15 protein-coding genes are annotated in these 16108 nt (G+C 67.1%); 6 read left to right on the top strand and 9 right to left on the bottom strand.

The window, feature by feature from the left end; all coding sequences use genetic code 11:
* Positions 1-11: 11 nt before the first annotated feature.
* The 3 genes from ACP96_RS02115 to ACP96_RS02105 form a co-directional block, all read right to left on the bottom strand.
* A complete protein-coding gene (locus tag ACP96_RS02115) occupies positions 12-1046 on the bottom strand; it encodes a DUF1616 domain-containing protein (protein WP_050031944.1) in 1035 nt (344 codons plus the stop codon).
* 93 nt (positions 1047-1139) lie between these two features.
* A complete protein-coding gene (locus tag ACP96_RS02110) occupies positions 1140-2153 on the bottom strand; it encodes a glycosyltransferase family 2 protein (protein WP_082222435.1) in 1014 nt (337 codons plus the stop codon).
* Between the two features lies 1 nt (position 2154).
* Positions 2155-3372 carry an FG-GAP repeat domain-containing protein gene (locus tag ACP96_RS02105; RefSeq protein WP_050031943.1) on the bottom strand — a complete coding sequence of 406 codons (1218 nt, stop codon included), beginning with the start codon at positions 3370-3372 and terminating at the stop codon, positions 2155-2157.
* Positions 3373-3530: 158 nt separating this feature from the next.
* Between ACP96_RS02105 and glmM the strand changes: the two genes are divergently transcribed.
* Together glmM and glmU are read left to right on the top strand one after the other, a co-directional pair.
* Positions 3531-4877 carry a phosphoglucosamine mutase gene (gene glmM / locus ACP96_RS02100; protein ID WP_050031942.1) on the top strand — a complete coding sequence of 449 codons (1347 nt, stop codon included), beginning with the start codon at positions 3531-3533 and terminating at the stop codon, positions 4875-4877.
* Between the two features lie 68 nt (positions 4878-4945).
* The gene (gene glmU / locus ACP96_RS02095; protein ID WP_050031941.1) at positions 4946-6127 is read left to right on the top strand and encodes a bifunctional sugar-1-phosphate nucleotidylyltransferase/acetyltransferase; all 1182 of its coding nucleotides are present in this window, start codon (positions 4946-4948) and stop codon (positions 6125-6127) included.
* 131 nt (positions 6128-6258) lie between these two features.
* Here glmU and ACP96_RS02090 read toward each other — a convergent pair whose 3' ends face one another.
* The gene (locus tag ACP96_RS02090; RefSeq protein WP_050031940.1) at positions 6259-7248 is read right to left on the bottom strand and encodes a phosphoribosyltransferase family protein; all 990 of its coding nucleotides are present in this window, start codon (positions 7246-7248) and stop codon (positions 6259-6261) included.
* A gap of 109 nt (positions 7249-7357) precedes the next feature.
* A complete protein-coding gene (locus tag ACP96_RS02085; protein ID WP_050031939.1) occupies positions 7358-8860 on the bottom strand; it encodes a lipopolysaccharide biosynthesis protein in 1503 nt (500 codons plus the stop codon).
* Between the two features lie 480 nt (positions 8861-9340).
* Between ACP96_RS02085 and ACP96_RS02080 the strand changes: the two genes are divergently transcribed.
* Entirely contained in the window at positions 9341-10492 is a 1152-nt protein-coding gene (locus ACP96_RS02080) for a glycosyltransferase family 4 protein (RefSeq protein ID WP_237561591.1), read from the top strand.
* Positions 10493-10761: 269 nt separating this feature from the next.
* Positions 10762-11658 (top strand): sugar phosphate isomerase/epimerase family protein, encoded by an 897-nt coding sequence (locus tag ACP96_RS02075; RefSeq protein ID WP_050031937.1) that lies wholly within the window; start codon positions 10762-10764, stop codon positions 11656-11658.
* 3 nt (positions 11659-11661) lie between these two features.
* Here ACP96_RS02075 and ACP96_RS02070 read toward each other — a convergent pair whose 3' ends face one another.
* The 3 genes from ACP96_RS02070 to ACP96_RS02060 form a co-directional block, all read right to left on the bottom strand.
* Entirely contained in the window at positions 11662-12252 is a 591-nt protein-coding gene (locus ACP96_RS02070; protein WP_050023264.1) for a metal-dependent hydrolase, read from the bottom strand.
* Between the two features lie 137 nt (positions 12253-12389).
* Complete coding sequence (locus ACP96_RS02065) at positions 12390-12824, bottom strand: hypothetical protein (RefSeq protein ID WP_050031935.1); 435 nt, start codon at positions 12822-12824, stop codon at positions 12390-12392.
* A 132-nt stretch (positions 12825-12956) separates the two neighbouring features.
* Positions 12957-14105: a Gfo/Idh/MocA family protein gene (locus ACP96_RS02060; RefSeq protein ID WP_050031934.1), complete on the bottom strand. Its 1149-nt coding sequence runs from the start codon at positions 14103-14105 to the stop codon at positions 12957-12959.
* Between the two features lie 248 nt (positions 14106-14353).
* Here ACP96_RS02060 and ACP96_RS02055 point away from each other — a divergent pair, with 248 nt between their 5' ends.
* Positions 14354-14971: a DUF7344 domain-containing protein gene (locus tag ACP96_RS02055; protein ID WP_050031932.1), complete on the top strand. Its 618-nt coding sequence runs from the start codon at positions 14354-14356 to the stop codon at positions 14969-14971.
* A gap of 54 nt (positions 14972-15025) precedes the next feature.
* Here the strand turns inward: ACP96_RS02055 and ACP96_RS02050 are convergent, their stop codons facing one another.
* Entirely contained in the window at positions 15026-15547 is a 522-nt protein-coding gene (locus ACP96_RS02050; protein ID WP_050031931.1) for a DUF7344 domain-containing protein, read from the bottom strand.
* A 206-nt stretch (positions 15548-15753) separates the two neighbouring features.
* Here ACP96_RS02050 and ACP96_RS02045 point away from each other — a divergent pair, with 206 nt between their 5' ends.
* On the top strand, positions 15754-16038 hold the full coding sequence (locus tag ACP96_RS02045; RefSeq protein ID WP_050023272.1) for a PadR family transcriptional regulator: 285 nt from the start codon (positions 15754-15756) through the stop codon (positions 16036-16038).
* Positions 16039-16108 lie beyond the last annotated feature (70 nt).

Raw genomic sequence — 16108 nt, 5'->3', positions numbered from 1 at the left:
TCGCCCGTCATTCACGCGCTCGGTCCCGTCGCGCTCGATCCGCCCACGTCGACCCAGACGTGTACCGATCGGTACGCGTTCTCGGTCGTCGGGGACGTCGGCGGTTCGTCGACGTACAACAGGTAGGCGATACGGAGTTCGTCGCCCTCCATCGCCGGCTCGATCGTCCGCGTCCGCTCCGCCGACTCGCCCGGTCCCAACCGCGCGTCGAACCGGTCAAGCTCCGACCGCTCGACGACGCGGTCTCCCCCGCCGCCGTCGTCCAACCGCTGTAGCTGCGCCACCGCGGTGTACGTCTGTTCGCCCGCCTCCTGGTTCTCGATCCCGATGCGAACCGTCGCCTCCTCGCCGGGAGCGAGCGCTTGCGGGTACTCGTCCGCGACCGCCGCCCCGGTGTCCGGATCGGTGCCGAGAACCGACAGCTCCGTGTACTGCTCGCCGTTCGTCGACGTCGCCGCGGCGATCCCGATACCGGCGACGGCGACGACGAGTCCGATGACGAGGAAGACGTTGAGCGCGGTGATGACGGGGCGGTCCGGCTCACGCACCCAGTCGTTCAGTCGTCGCACCGGCGCGAGCGAGGCGACCGCGAACCGCTCGTCGGGCGGAAGCCGAAACCGTCGAACCGCCGCGAGCACGGAGAGTCCGACCGTCGCGGCGGCGATACCGGGAACCATCGTCTCCGGGCGGATTCCCCGCTCGGTGTAGTGCAGGATGAACCCCACGAAGGGGACGAGAACGACGCTGACCCCGATCGACGACACGACCCGTTCGAGTTCGGAGAGGGCGACCGGCTCGTCGCGGTTGAACCCGAGCGTGGAGAGCCGCTCGGGAATCCGCGAGGTCTGCTGCGGCAACAGCGCGGAGACCAGCGCGTATCCCGGACAGAAGGCCACGAACGCGACGCCGAGCGCCATCCGAGCGACTCCGCCTCCGTCTCCCGCGGCGGCGAGCGCGGCGACCCCGACCGAGACGAGCGAGACGACCAGAAGGTCCAGGGGAAGCCGGCCGGCGAGCGGCGTGGTCCCCCGGTCATCGAACGACATGCGAGCCCCTTTCGCGCAGGGAGCCAAAGGTAGGCGTCGGCTAACGCCCGAAGCGCCGATCGGCGCTCGGGGACCGAGACGAGCCGCGGCCGGTCACCCGAGCGACCGCGAGAGTCCGCGCGCGAGGAGATGCGTGTACCGGCCCCCGAGCGACGCGAGCAGGTACGCGAGGAACCGCGGCTCCAACGGGTATCGTGCGACCGCGGTGAACAGGAGCCGACGGGCCTCGCCGTAGTTGCCGGTGTACAGGGCCGACGATCCGGCTCGGAACGCGGCCCACGCCCGCATCTTCCGGCGGAAGAGGTGGCCGTACGAGGCCGCGACGCCGTCGAACCGGTTGAGGAAGCTGTCGTAGCCGCGGCGCTTCTTCTCGAAGTCGTCGCTCAGCCGACCGTGCGAGGTGTACTCGTAGACGACGAGCGCCTCGGGGAGCCGGACGAACGCGGCCCGCTGGGAGACCCGGACGAACCACTCCAGATCGGCCCACGCCTCGAACTCCTCGTCGAACTGGACCTCCCGCGCCACGTCGGCCCGGACCATCACGACGGACATCGACCCGACCACGTTCCGGCACAGCAGCGCCTTCGTCAGGTCGCCGTCGATCCGCGGCGGGAGCTCCTCACGGGCGCCGTCCTCGTGGATCGCCTTCATCCCCGAGTACACGACGCCGACGTCCTCGTCCGCCGCCTCGAACGCCTCAACGTGTCGCTCGACCTTCTCCGGCACCCATCGGTCATCGTCGTCGAGGAAGGCGACGTACCTCCCGGTTCCGGCCTCGACGCCCGTGTTCCGCGCGGCGTTGACGCCCCGGTTCGTCTGATGTCGGACGCACCGATACCCGGCCAGCGAGTCGGTGTCGATGTCCGCCAGCGTCTCGCTCGCGGGGGTGTCGGAGCAGTCGTCGACGACGACGAGCTCGATCGGCCCGTACGTCTGTGCGAGCACGCTCTCGACGCAGTCGCGCAGGTACGAGGGCCGGTTGTACGTCGTGATGACCACGGTGACGAGCGGTTCTGTGTCGCTGCCGGTGTCTTCCGCTGTTCCAGCGTCGGTCGACCCGCCCAAGAAGCCCGGCAGTCGGTCGCGGAGAGTCGTGTGTCCGAGCATGTTACGGGTGATTGTACCAGGCGTCGACGTGCGCGTGCGGTTCGTACGACTTCCCGAGGAGATCGGGCCGACCGTTCCCGTCGACGTCGACGGTCTTCCCCTCGTGAGTCGGCACCCCGCTCTCGACGACGGTCTCTCTGAACTCCCCGTCGCCCTGATTCCGGAACAGAATGTGCTGGGCGGTGTCGTTGTTCTCTCCGGCCCCCATCTCCGCGACGTAGACGTCGAGCGAGCCGTTTCCGTCGAAGTCGGCGAGCTGGACCGTGTGCGGGCAGTACAGGTCCTCGCGGAAGATATGCGCCTCCCAGTCCGGCGGATCGAACCACCCGACGCGTCCCATGTGTTCGCCGAGTAGCGGCGAGTCGCCCTCCGCGAACACCAGCTCCGCCTCGCCGTCGTCGTCCACGTCGCCGACGGCGACCCGGGTCCAGTCCCAGCCGGTGACGACGTGCTCCCGCGTCCACTCGGCCGACACGTCGGAGGCGTCCCCGAGGGTCGCGCCCCCACCGGCTGCGCCGCTATCGGGGGGATCGCCGTCGACCTGCCGATAGATAGCCGTCCCCGCGACGAGCTCGTTGTCGCCGTCGCCGTCGAGGTCGGCGACCGCGAGCCCCTCGACGTTGGTGTTCCGGCTGATCACCGTGAGACAGTCGCTCGGCCACGGTGAGCGCGTCGGGTCGTCCGGAACGTCGTAGTAGAAGACCGTCTCGCTCTCCTGTGACGCGCCGACGACCTCGGGCTCCCCGTCGTTGTCCACGTCGCCGAACGCGAGGTCGTGGTACTTGGAGAAGTCGTCCGCAATCAGGTGTTTCGGCCACTTCTCTCGGGGATCGTCCGGCTGTTCGAACCAGTATATGTCGCTCCCGCCGAACCCCTGACCGACGAGGAGGTCGAGCCGGCCGTTCCCGTTCACGTCGCCGAGCGTCGCGCCCAGCGCGTGGAGATCCGACGCCGACGAGAGCGTGTGGCGGGTCCACGAGTCGTCGCCGTCGTGGTTCCCGTGTCCGGGATTCTCGTACCAGAAGAGGTCGTTTTCGAGCCGCCGAAACAGCCGCCCCACGAGCGGGACCGTCCGGTCTCCCAACACCGGGAGGTCCTCGGAGCCCATCCCGCCGACGATGAGGTCGGGGAGGCCGTCGCCGACGAGGTCGACGGGCTCACAGACGAAGAGGCGCCCGCACGGCGGAGAATCGTCGATCGTTTGATGGTCGAATTGCATCTCGTCGGAGAGACCGGCCCGCGACGCCTTACTATACGGAGACTAACAGGTCCCGTCAGGACGCTCGATCGGCGATCGCCGCGTTACTCCCGGGCTATCGGCCGGAAACCGGCGAAAACGGTCGATGGCTACATATTCGTTCGGACGGTTGTCACTCCATGTTCGGAACGAGCGGGATCAGGGGTCGAGTCGGGGAGTCCATCACCGCGTCAGTCGCGCTGGACGTCGGACGGGCCGTCGGGACCGACGCCGACAGTGTCCTCGTCGGACGGGACGCGCGCGATTCCGGACGGACCCTCCGAGACGCGCTCGTCGCCGGGTTACAGGAAACGGGGACCGATGTCGTCGATGTCGGGCTGGCGGCGACGCCGACGGTCGCCCGCGGGATCGCCCCCCGAGAGGCGGACGCCGGCGTCGTCGTGACCGCCTCGCACAACCCCCCGGAAGACAACGGGCTCAAGCTCTGGACGCCCTCGGGACAGGCGTTCTCGACGGCACAGCAGGACGAGGTCACCGAACGGATACGCGAGGCCGACTTCGACCTCGCGGAGTGGGACGAGCAGGGGACACACCGGAGCTGGGACGACGCGACCGCTCGCCACCGCGAGGCGCTCGTCGAGACGGGGCGACGTGACGCGGCAGCGAGCGACGCCGACCTCTCGTCGCTGTCGGTCGTCGTCGACGTGGGGAACGGCATGGGCGGCGTCACGGCCGACGCGCTGTACGAACTCGGCGTCGACGTGGAGACGCTCAACGCCCAGCCGGACGGCAGATTCCCCGCCCGTCCGAGCGAGCCGACGGCCGAGACGTGTACGACGCTCGCGGCGACCGTCCCCGCCGTTGGCGCCGACCTCGGGATCGCCCACGACGGCGACGCGGACCGGATGATGGCGGTGACGGACGACGGGGAGTTCGTTCCGGGCGACCTGCTGCTCGCGCTCTTCGGGCGCGAGGAGGCCGGATCCGGGGACCGGGTCGCCGCCCCGGTCAACACGAGCCTCGCGGTCGCCGACGCGCTGGCGACCGTCGGGGCGGAGGTCGTTCACACGCGCGTCGGCGACGTGTCCGTGGCCGAGCGGGCCCGCGACCCCGCCGTCGCGTTCGGCGGAGAGCCCTCCGGCGCCTGGATATTTCCCGACGAGACGCTCTGTCCCGACGGACCGCTCGCCGCCGTGAAGCTCGCCGTCCTCGCCGCGGCAGAGCCGATTTCGGACCAACTCGCGCGGATCGATCGGTACCCCATCCGTCGCGCGACGGTCGAGACGGACGCCAAAGACGCCGCGATGGAGACGGTCGACGGAGTCGTCCGCGAGCGGTACGACGACGTCACCGCGCTCGACGGCGTTCGGGTCGAGACCGCGGACGGGTGGTTCCTGATCCGGCCGTCGGGGACGCAGCCGCTGATCCGACTGACCGCCGAAGCTCGCGACCCGGAGGCCGCGGCGGAGCTGCTGTCGACGGCGAGGTCGATCGTCGAAACGGCGGTCGAGTCGGCGTCGGCGTGAGGCCGTCCCCCCGCGATCGAGGGGTATAGTCGGAGAATACCTTTGTCTCTCTCGGGAGTGGTCCGGCTGTGCAAACCGTCGTACTCGCGGCCGGCGAGGGGACTCGGATGCGCCCGCTGACGGACAGGCTCCCGAAACCGATGCTCCCCGTCGCCGGGGAGCCGCTCGTCGGGCACTGCATCGAGGGGGCGATAGCCGCCGGCGCTTCGCGTGTCGTCGTCGTCGTCGGGTACGAAGCCGAGACGGTCCGTGAGGCGCTCTCGGAGCGGGAGTGGCCCGTGCCCGTCGAGTTCGCAGAGCAGCCCGAACAGCGCGGGACCGCCGACGCCGTCCGCGCGGCCACGGACGCGTTGCGGGACGGACCGTTCGCGGTGCTGAACGGCGACGTGCTCTACGACGACTCGCTGCGAGAGCTGTTCGAGTCGGGGCCGGCGGTCGGCTCCTTCCGCGTGGACGACCCCACCGCGTACGGCGTGTTGGATATCGAGGGCGACCGCGTGCACGGCGTCGTCGAGAAGCCCGACGACCCGCCGTCTGAGCTCGTGAACGCCGGCGCCTACGTCTTCCCGGAGGCCGCCCTCCCGTGGCTCGACGTCGAGGAGAGCGACCGCGGAGAGCTGGAACTGACGGACGTGCTTCAGCGGACCTGCGAGTCGTTCGACGTGACCGCGGTCCCGTTCGACCGCTGGCTCGACGTGGGCCGTCCGTGGGAGCTGCTCGCGGCGAACGAGTGGAAGCTCCCGGAGGCGGACGGGAGACTCGCCGGCGACGTCTCGCCCGACGCCGATCTCCGCGGGCACGTCACCGTCGAGCAGGGAGCGACCATCGAACCGGGAGCCGTGATCGAAGGGCCCGTCTACGTGAGTTCCGGGGCTCACGTCGGGCCGAACGCGTACGTTCGCGGGGCGACGTACCTCGGGCCGGACGCGAAGGTCGGACACGCCGTCGAGGTGAAAAACAGCGTCGTGATGGCCGACTCGCACGTCCCCCACCTCACCTACCTCGGGGACAGCGTCCTCGGCCGCGGCGTCAACCTCGGCGCTGGGACGACCGTCGCGAACCTCCGACACGACGGCGAACCGGTCCGACTGACCGTCAAGGGGAATCGCGTGAGCACCGAGCGCCGCAAGTTCGGTATCGTCTGCGGCGACGACGTGAAGACGGGGATCAACAGCACCCTCAACGCCGGCGTGACGCTGTCGACCGGGGCGACCGTCGATCCGGGCGAGACCGTGCTGCGAGACCGGTGACGACCGGAGATCGATCACCGTCGAGGGCGTCCGCGTTCCCGGTGTCTGCCGGAGTCTGTGTGTGCACCGTTCGACTACGGAGACGGTTGCAGAGGACAGGAAAGACGCACTAACGATGTTAATCCGTTTTCTCACTCGTTATATTTCCACGATCGCAGAATCCGGTGGTAACATCGGGAGGAGAGCTGATAGACCGTTCTCGCCGGGAACAGTACCGGTTCCCGTTTCAGTTTGGACACGCCCTCGGTGACGCTTCGGCGTGACCGTCCGACCATCGACGGGTTCAGCATCTCGTTCGTCTCGTAGCAGAACACCGGTCGGTTCGTCCTCCGGCGGATCTCCGCAGCCTGCTTCGGACTGCTTTCGATGAAGAGATCGGCGTCGGCCGAGTCGTACACCGACGCTTTGTACTGGCCGTAATTCCCCCGTTCCTGCCGAGTCTCCATGTCCGGCAGGTCCATCATCACGAGCCTGTCGTAGGTGATCCCCTTATCGGCCAACCACTCCTCGGTCTCGGGGCGGTACTTCTCCAGTCTCGACGTCACGAGCCAGCCGATACGCTGTTTCGGGACGACGTTCGGTTCGACGGTTCTGAGAAACTCGCGGTAGCTGTCCCCGTCGTCGTTCTCTTCCGGCGTCGGATCGCGACAGAGGACCCCGTCGATGTCCACGCAGAAGTCCTCCAGTCTCGTGTGGTGGAGAATGTTCCACTCGAATATGCGCGGTGAGCGGACGACCTCGCTCCAGTAGTCGACGTACCGGTGCCCCGGTGAAGAGATATACACGGCGCCGAACGAGACGTCAAACGGGAACTCGTGCGTCGCGAGTCGTTCCCGGGTTTCCGTCATCTGCCCGCCGGTTAACACTGAATCGTCGACGACGAGCACCGAATCGAAGTCGTCGAAGGAGTCGCGGTTTTCGAACCTGGACCCGGTGTCGAACAGCCGTCCTTCGCAGAGCCCATCGACGTCAGTCATCGGGACATCGAGGTGGAGACACAGGAGATTCGCGGCCAAGAGACCGCTTCTGGGGATTCCAACGACCAGATCGATATCCTGTGGGAGGCGCTTCGCGAGCCGATGCGCGTCCGCGTTCATGTCCGCCACGGTCTTGTAATTCATTTGAACTAATTACCACTGGATAAGTCATTAGTATACGGATGATAATCGAAGTGAGACCGTTCCCGTACTGCGGTTGAGGTAGCTGTCGAGGTGGCCATCGAGCGCGTCGTCACCCCCTGATCCCGTCGCTGATCATCCGCAGGTTGCGCTCGATCCCCCAGTCGAACTGCCGTTCGAGCAGGAAGGCGACTGCGAAGTACACGACCGCACCCGACGGGACCAACACGAGGAACTCGACGAGCGGGGTCAGGGTCGTCGCGGACGCCACGTACCACAGGGTGCCGAGCATGACCGAGGCGGCGACGAACGGGTAGAGGTACTCGGCGTACAGCCGTCTCTGTCGGGCCTCGACCATCCGCGCCGAGAGGTAGACGTCCAGCGGAAGCATCGGGAAGACGTACACCCCGACGACGACCAGCGCGGTCCCCTCGATCCCCCACCTCGCCGTCGCCGGCCAGATGAGCGCGGCGATACACGCCACGCGGATCAGTCCGGTCTTGACGATGAAGTCCGGGCGGTCAAGCGCCTTCCAGACGGCGCCGAAGTTCCGTGTGATCGCGTGTAAGAGGCCGTACATCGCGAGGATCTGCATCGCCGTGATCATCGGGCGCCACTCGTCGCCGAGGATCGCGGGGACGAAGCTCGGCGCCACGGCGGCGATGCCGAACGAGAGCGGGAACGCGATGAACGCGGTCAGGCGGGTCGTCTGGAGCAGCGCGCCGCGGAGCTCGTCGAGGTCGCCCTGCAGCCGGGAGTACGCCGGGAACGTGATCTCCGAGATGATTCCGGCGGCCTCGGACGCGGGCATGTCCGCGATCCGGTACGCGTACTGGTAGAACCCGAGCGACGTCGCGGTGAGGAACCACCCGACGAACGCGTCGTCGCCCTCGCTGTAGATGAACCCGATGATCGACGCGCCGGTGATCCACTTGCCGTAATCGATGAGCCGTCGCGCGGCGGCGACCTCGAAGGTCGGCCACGGGCGGTAGTCGTGGAGGACGTACGAGAGGAAGAGCTTGAAAAAGGACTTGCTGACGGTCGCGAACACGAGCGCCCAGACGGTCGGAGAGTACAGCGCGTAGCCGACGCCCACGACGAACTGCACGACCGACCCGCTCGACTTGAAGACGAAGTCCTTGTGGAAGGAGAGGTCTTTTTGGAAGTAGACGACAGCGGGGTTCCGCAGCCCGTACAGCAGCGGGCTCAGGGCGAGCACGCGGATCAGCGGTGTCGCGCTCGGTTCGTCGAAGACCCCGGCGATGAACGGCGCCGCGACGGCGAGCACGCCGAAGATGAGGAAGCCCCGCGCGGCCTCGAGACACCACGTCGTGTTGAGGTACTCGTCGACGTTCTCCTGTTCGTCCTGAATGAGGGCCGCGTTGATCCCGATGTTGGTGAACCGCCTGATCGCGGAGAGGACGAGCAGGGCGATCCCCATCAGCCCGAAGGCGCGCGGATCGAGCAGCCGGGCGAGAACGATCAGCATCAGGATCTGCGACAGCCGGACCGCCATCTTCGTCGCCGTCACCCAGATCCCGCTTTTGACGGTTCGCTGGATGACCGAGCCTGACGGAACGGCGCGCTCGACGAGTTCTCGGAGGCGGTCCTTCATGGACTGCCGTGCCCGGTCGTCCCGAGGCGCACGGCGGCTTTGCTGGAACGGTTCATACGCGAGTTCTGGGTGACAAGGGCATTGTTATGCCGTATCTACTACCCGGGTGCGAACGGATCGAGACGTTCTCCCTCGGGTCGCGAGTCGATCTCGCATGAAGGCGGGAATCGGAAGAGTCGAATGCGACTCACCCGATCTTCCGCTTCGTTACGCGATCGGGGTGTCGTCGGCCGCTTCCAACGGCCACTGTTCGCCGCCGCTAACGACACAGCGAGCAGTCAGTAGCTTAGAAAAGATGGTTGAATTGGAATACTAGTCATTTTTAACTAGGTTAATTGAATCATATCTAGTAAAGCAAATTATACTTATTGGGATCGGTGGCTTGCATCGATACATCGTGACACACCTCCGAATCGATTCGCGCGCGGTGCAGTTCACTCCCGACGGGCCGCCGGTCGGAGAGCCACTCGACCGGTCCCGATGCCGATGACCGACGGCGACGACATCGCGCTGCTGTTGATGAGCGGGAGCTGGTACCCGGAGAACGCGTACATGACGCTGCTCGGGGACGCGCTCCGCGAGACCGGCGTCGACGTCCGAACGCCGCCGCTCCCCCTGTTCTTCCCGCTCACGCGCGCGGTCCTCGCGAATCCCGACGCCGACGCGATGCAGCTCGACTGGATCTACGACTACTACGTGACGACCGGGACGGGGTTCGGTCCCGCGAACGCGCTGATCTCGGTTCTGCGAGCGGCGGCGTTCCTCGTCGACGTGGCGCTCGTCTCGCTGCTCGGCGTCCGTATCGTCCGGACGGTTCACAACGAGCGCCACCACGAGGGGTTGTACCCCCGCACGGAACGGCTCGTCAACGAGTGCGTGTTCGCCGTCGCCGACGCGGTCACGGTCAAGTGCGGCGCCGCGGCCGACGCGATCGCCGCGACGTACCGCGTCCCGACGGCCGACGGGATGGCGGTGGTCCCGGACGGGAACTTCGTCGTGGCCTACGAGAACGACGTGTCCCGCGAGGCGGCCAGACGCGACCTGGGGATCGACGACGACGCCTTCGTGCTCCTCTTTTTCGGACTGATACGCGAGTACAAGGGCGTCCCTGACCTCGTTGAGGCGTTCGCCGACCTCGACGCGCCGGACGCGGAGCTGTGGCTGGTCGGGAACCCGCACGACGACCGGACCGAGGCGCAAGTCGCGGCGCTCGCCCGGAGCGATCCGCGGATCGAGACCCGCCTCGAGTTCGTCCCGGACGAGCGGATCCAGTACTTCATGAACGCCGCCGACGCCCTCGCCTTACCGTACCGGAGGATACTCAACTCGGGGACGGCGCACCTCGGGCTCTCGTACGGGCGCCCGGTGATCTCACCAGCGATCGGTTGCCTCCCGGAGACGGTGCCGCCGGAAAACGAGTTCCTCTACGACCCAAGCGACGACGACGGGCTCGCGGAGGCCCTGCGGCGGGCGTACCACCATCCGGACCTCGAGTCGATCGGGAGTGCGAACCACCGGCACGCGAGATCGCAGAGCTGGGAGCACGCCGCAGAGACGCTGACCGGCCTCTATCGAGAGCCGACCGGCGGTCGCCGGCGACTCGGACGTTTGAGACGCGCGAGCGACTCGTAGACGACCTTGGAGAGGCGCCTCCGACCGGCCACGACCGCTGGCGTTTCTGGGAGCTTCGTTGGTCGGACGGCCCGGTGGGCCGGCACGGTCGTCAACCACGGGGCTCCGAGGCTGATTTCACGAACGACCACTGGTCGATCGGCGTGCTGACCGTTGATCCGGACAGGGGGACGATCGAGTCCGGATCGGCCGGGAGTTAGGGTCGGGATTGTCCCCGGAGCGGGGCTTCGCGGTCAATTACTTTCTGTCGACGGGCCGGCGATCAGACGATGAGCCGGTCACAACCAGCCGAACGGGCGACGGAGTCGCGCCCGCGCTCGGCGATACAGTTGCACACGCTCCGAGACATCGACGAGCCCTTGCCTGAAACGATCCGGCGAGTGGCCAACGCCGGCTTCGAGGGGGTCGAGTTCGCCGGCAGGTTCCTGGAAGCGGACCCCTACGCGGTCCGGGAGGCCCTCGACGAGACCGGCGTTGAGCCCGTGGCCGTCCACGCCGACCTGCGCGAGATGGAGGGAGACCTGGAGTCGCTCGCCGACCGCTGTCACCGCGTCGGCTGTGATCACCTCGTCATCCCGCACCTCGGTGCCGGCTACTTCCGGACGACGACGCACGCCGACGCCCTCGCGAGGCGGCTCGACGGCCTCGCGAACCGGCTCGACAGCCACGGGCTCCGGCTCTCGTATCACATCTCTAAGGGGCCGCTTCTCCCGCTTCTCGACCGATTCGGGCTCGGCGTTCCCGCGAACCTCCCGTCACCGGGCTTCGTCTGGGAGCGGGTGGCCGAAGCGATCGACCTGACGGTACGGGGGACGGACCGGACCGTCCGGACGACGGGGCTCGGTCGGCTCGTGTCCCGCACCGACGACCTCACCTTCGAGGTCGACGTGGGATGGGTCACCGCGGGGGGGTATGACCCGGTCGACGTGTTCGACCTGCTCGGTGATCGCCTGTCGCTGATCCACATCGCCGACGTCGCGCGAACGCGTCGCTTCCCGCCGGCGTTCCGGTCGGTCACGCCCGGCGAGGGAATCTTAGACCTCGAACGGGTCCTCCGGGCCTCGCGGGAGACAGGCGTCGACTGGCTCGTGTTCGAAGACGACCACCCGTCGGATCCCGAGGCGGCGATCTATCGCGGTCGGGCGACGCTCGATCGGCTCGACTGAGCTTCAGGCTCGAATCCGCTTCATCGCCCGCCGAAACGCCCCGGTAACCAGCGAGAGGCCGGGGCGTCCGTCGGCCAGCCACAGCGTGACGCCGAACGCGACCGAGCCGAGCTGGAGCGCGATGACCGGAGTGAGATCGAAGGTGAGGAGCCGCGCGACGTACTCGGTCAACAGCCCGTAGACGCCGTCGACGAAGGAGCCGCGATCGGGCGGCGACACGCGCCCGGCGATCGGCCACAGAACCGGAGAGAGGTCGACTCGCCCCCGCGACAGCGACGCCGGGAGCACGTCGCCGACGAGGTGGAGCAGGTACCCGATCAGGAAGGCGCCGCCGACCGCTCCCGCGCGCCGGCGCTCGGCGAGCGCGTACACGGCGAGCGCCGCCGGGACGCCCAGAAACAGCGAGTGGGCCGCCGCGTACCCCGTCGAGAACACGTTGAACTCCCACGCGAGCGGCTTGTCGATCAGGTCCGGGAGCACGGCGCCGAACGCGAGCGCGACCGCGGGGGCGTCTCGGGGTCGCGACCGATACCTGCCGTGAACGTACGTCGAGTAACACACGTATGCGAACAGCGCGTGCTCCCAGGGCCACATGTGATGACGGACCCGTCGGTCGTGGGTAGTTATAGATGGAGTATCGAGGGATCCGCCCCCGCCGGCGCGCCGGCGGGGGCGACATCGGTGTCGGGACCCGACCGCCGAACCCGACTACGGGTCGACCGCCGAACCGGCTACGGTTCGACCGCCTTTCCGTCGAGTGAGACCTCGGCGTCGCCGTCGACGGTGACATCGTGGAGCTCGCCGCGGAACCGGTAGCTCCGGTCGCCGCTCGTGATCGCGCCCTCCGCGGTGGAGCCGGAGACGTGGCCGGCGGTTCGACCCGTCGCCGCGTCCGCGACGAGCGCTCCGCCGACCGTCACCTCGTACGTGGACGGAGCGCCCGACCCGCGGATTCGGATCCGGTGTTCGAAACCCCTCGCGTCGTCCGCCGACGCCGCGGCGACCGCGGCCGTCTTCCCGGTGAGCGCCGTGAGCGCCGCGAGCGCCGCCCCGCCGAGCCGAACGTATCCCCGACGCGTGACGCCGCCGGACGCGGACTCGTCGCGACCGTCGTCGGGAGGTTCGTCTCCCATCGATTGTAACTTGTGTGCCAGCTTGTGTGCCATTGCAGCCGTTAATCTCCCGTTACCCGCAATAAGTGTTTGGTTTATTATATGTTCGATCCGCGATGAACGTTCGAATAAGTGATGGATTCCAAACCGGGAACCAAGCGATCCGAACCGGAAGACTGCGTCCGGTTACGCGTCGTCGGGCCAGTCGTCCATTCCGCCGAGCTGTCCGGCGTCATACATCTCTTCGAGGGGATTCCCTTCCACGTCCAACGGGAGGTGGACGCGACCGCGGCGCCGCGCGGACTCCCAGCTCGCGAACACCAGTTCGGTGCCGCGGAGGGCGCACCGGCCAGAGAAGGCGGGCTCCGCGTCGGTCGCCAGCGCGTCGACGAGGTGTTCGATCGCCTTCTCGTAGTGGGTCGGCGGGTCCGCGGGCCACGTCACGCCCGGCAGGAACCCGGTGGCCTTGCTGACGGCCGCGTGGGCGATTCCGGGCGTCGGCCCGTACACGTTCTCGCCGGTGTCGACGGTCCGCCACTTCCCGTCGGTCCGAACCCGGAGCGCCGTCCCGTCGTCGGTTTGGATCTCGATGACGCCGTCCTCGCCGACGAGTCGGAGGTAGGGGTCGACGCTCGTCACGCCGTCTTCCGCCGTCGACGCGACCCCGATAGTGCCGTCCGCGTACCGCCACTGGGCGATCGACCGAGTCTCGTTGAGGGCGCCGAACCACCGGTTCTCGTGCGAGCAGTCGATCGCCGCGAGCGCCCACTCCGCGCGCGCGCCGTCCACGAAGAGGTCGCAGAGGTCGAAGAGGTGAGAGCCGGCGTCGAAGAGGTTCACCTCGGACCACTCCACGCGTTTCAGCTCGCCGATCTCTCCCTCGTCGAGCAGCTCTTTCGCCCGCAGGACCGGCTCGGCCAGTCGCCGCTGGTGGTCGATCGTCAGCTGGACGCCCTCGCGGTCGCAGACGTCCACCATGCGCTTGCAGTCCTCCCACGCCGTCGCCATGGGCTTCTCGCAGTGGACCGCGTCGACCGACGGCGCGGACGCGCTGTCGACGACGAGACCGGCGTGGATCGCCGGGGGCACGCAGACGCTCACGATGTCGGGTTCGGCCTCCTCCAGCATGACCTCGTGGTCCTCGTAGACGGCGTCGAGCCCGTGGTGTTCGGCGAACGCCTCCGCGTTCTCCGGGACGATGTCCGCGCAGGCGACGAGCGAACACGAGTCGAGGCGCTGATACCCGGACGCGTGGCGGTACGCCATCGCGAACCCGTCTCTATCACGCGTTTCGGGGTCCTCTCCGGTCCCGATTATAGCGACACGGTATGTCATTATAAGCTTCACACGAGAGCGAGGGAATAGTATGCGTCTGCTAACAGATCCGTCGGTCGGCGACACGGCGAAAACCCCGAGTCGACTCCCCGGCGCCCGGAGCGAACGCGTCGGAAAACGGAGGTATCGACGCCGATCGAGCCGCCGGTTTTCCACGACGCTTCCATCCGTTGATTCGAGGCGTTCCCGAATTGTTAGAATTAGTTACCTTCAGTATATCTAAGGAAGTGTACCGTCTGGGTGGTTCCATGAGTGCGGGAAATTCGGGGTCACTTAGCGGGGATCAGCTCGGGTCGGATCCCGAGACGTCGACCGACGACGTATCGAACCTGGAGGAGATCGGGAAGGAGTCCCGATCGAACGGATCGACGCTCGAAAAGGGCGAGATCTTCGATCTCCTGAAGAACAGCCGCCGGCGCAGCATCATTCAGTACCTCCGCGCCCACGACGGCTACGCGGAACTCAACGAGGTCGCCGAACACATCGCGGCGGACGAGAACGACATCACGGTCCGAGAGCTCTCGTCGGACCAGCGGAAGCGGGTGTACATCGGCCTCTACCAGTGTCACCTCCCGAAGATGGACAACATCGGAGTCGTCGAGTACGACAAGAATCGCGGGACGATCGAACTGCAGGATTCGGTGTCACAGCTGTTGGTTTACATGGACCCTATCGACGAGAACGAGAACGACGAGACGGGCTCCGAACGAACCTGGCTCGTCCCCGCGATCGCCACGTCCGTCGTCGCCGTCGTCGGACTCGGGACGCTTGGAATCGGAGCGCCCTCGGCCGTGCCGGCGGTCGGCTGGACGCTGCTGTGCGTCATCGGAATCGCCGCAATCCTCGGGGTCCAGTACCTCGACTGACCGGGGGCCCCGCCTCGTCGCTTTGCTGTCCGCTTTCTCTCGTCGGCCGACCGGTTACTCCGTCACCAACTGTTCGAGAAACGTGTACTCGGCGCGTTTGATCGCCGTCTCGTAGTACTGGAACGCCGCCAGCGACATGACGGACACGGCGAACGCGAGGCTCGGAAGCGCCGAGACCGCGCTCAGGAGCTGGGCGATCCCGATCGCGACGCCGACCACCGCGAGCGCGCCGTAGTAGACGGCCCACTGGCGGTCAGGCTCGACGTCCTCGTTCAGGACGTGGGCGACGTCCGCGACTCGGTCGGTGAGCGTGACCGTCTTCTCGTCGCCGTCGTACTCCACCAGCCCGACCTGTTCTAGCTTCGGGACGTGCGTCTGGTACAGCGAGATGTAGAACCGTTTCACGACGTCGTTGTCGACCGGTTCGTCCGTCTCGTCTGTCGCCGTGTCGCGGGCCAGAGATCGGAGGTCTGCGCGCCCGCCGCGTCGGTGCAGGTGGTACAGGATCTGCCGGCGTCGTGAACTGCTCAATACCTCGAACACTTCGTCTTTCGTGAGTTCCTCCGTCGAGTTCATGGGGTAGTCTCGTGATCGGTCGGCGGCTTTCGCCCCCTCTCTCGACGGGGACGGGCGGATGACAGACACGTCACGCCTCATTCAATTTGTTATCACGTCCATATCGGGGACTCCGCGAACCGCTAGTCGAAGCGAAATGGAGTGATATTCTCGATACTCTCGTTTCCCCGTACATAACGAAACTCCCGGGGACCCATCGTCCCGTCATGACTGACCCGCTTTTCGAACTGACCAGCTTTCAGCGAGACCTCCTCTACGTGATCGTGTCGGAGTCGGACCCGTCAGGTCAGGAGATCAAAACCGAACTCGAGACGGTGATGGGCGAGATTACCCACGGGCGGCTGTATCCGAACCTCGACACGCTGGTGAAGAAGGGCTACGTCGAGAAGGGGGAGATCAACCGTCGAACCAACTTCTATCAGGTGACCGAGACGGGGTTCGAGGCGCTTCAGGCGCGGCGGAACTGGGAGGACCGATTGGTGGACCTGTGACCGCTCGGTCCACCGGGCGATCTGGTGATGCGGTGTATAACGAAGCCCGCTTCCGACGGGTGTTCAGTCA

This window comes from Halorubrum halophilum (genome assembly GCF_000739595.1).
GTDB classification, from domain to species: Archaea; Halobacteriota; Halobacteria; order Halobacteriales; family Haloferacaceae; genus Halorubrum; species Halorubrum halophilum.
The sequence above is the reverse complement of the archived record's forward strand: the minus strand, read 5'-3'. Positions and strand labels throughout refer to the sequence as shown.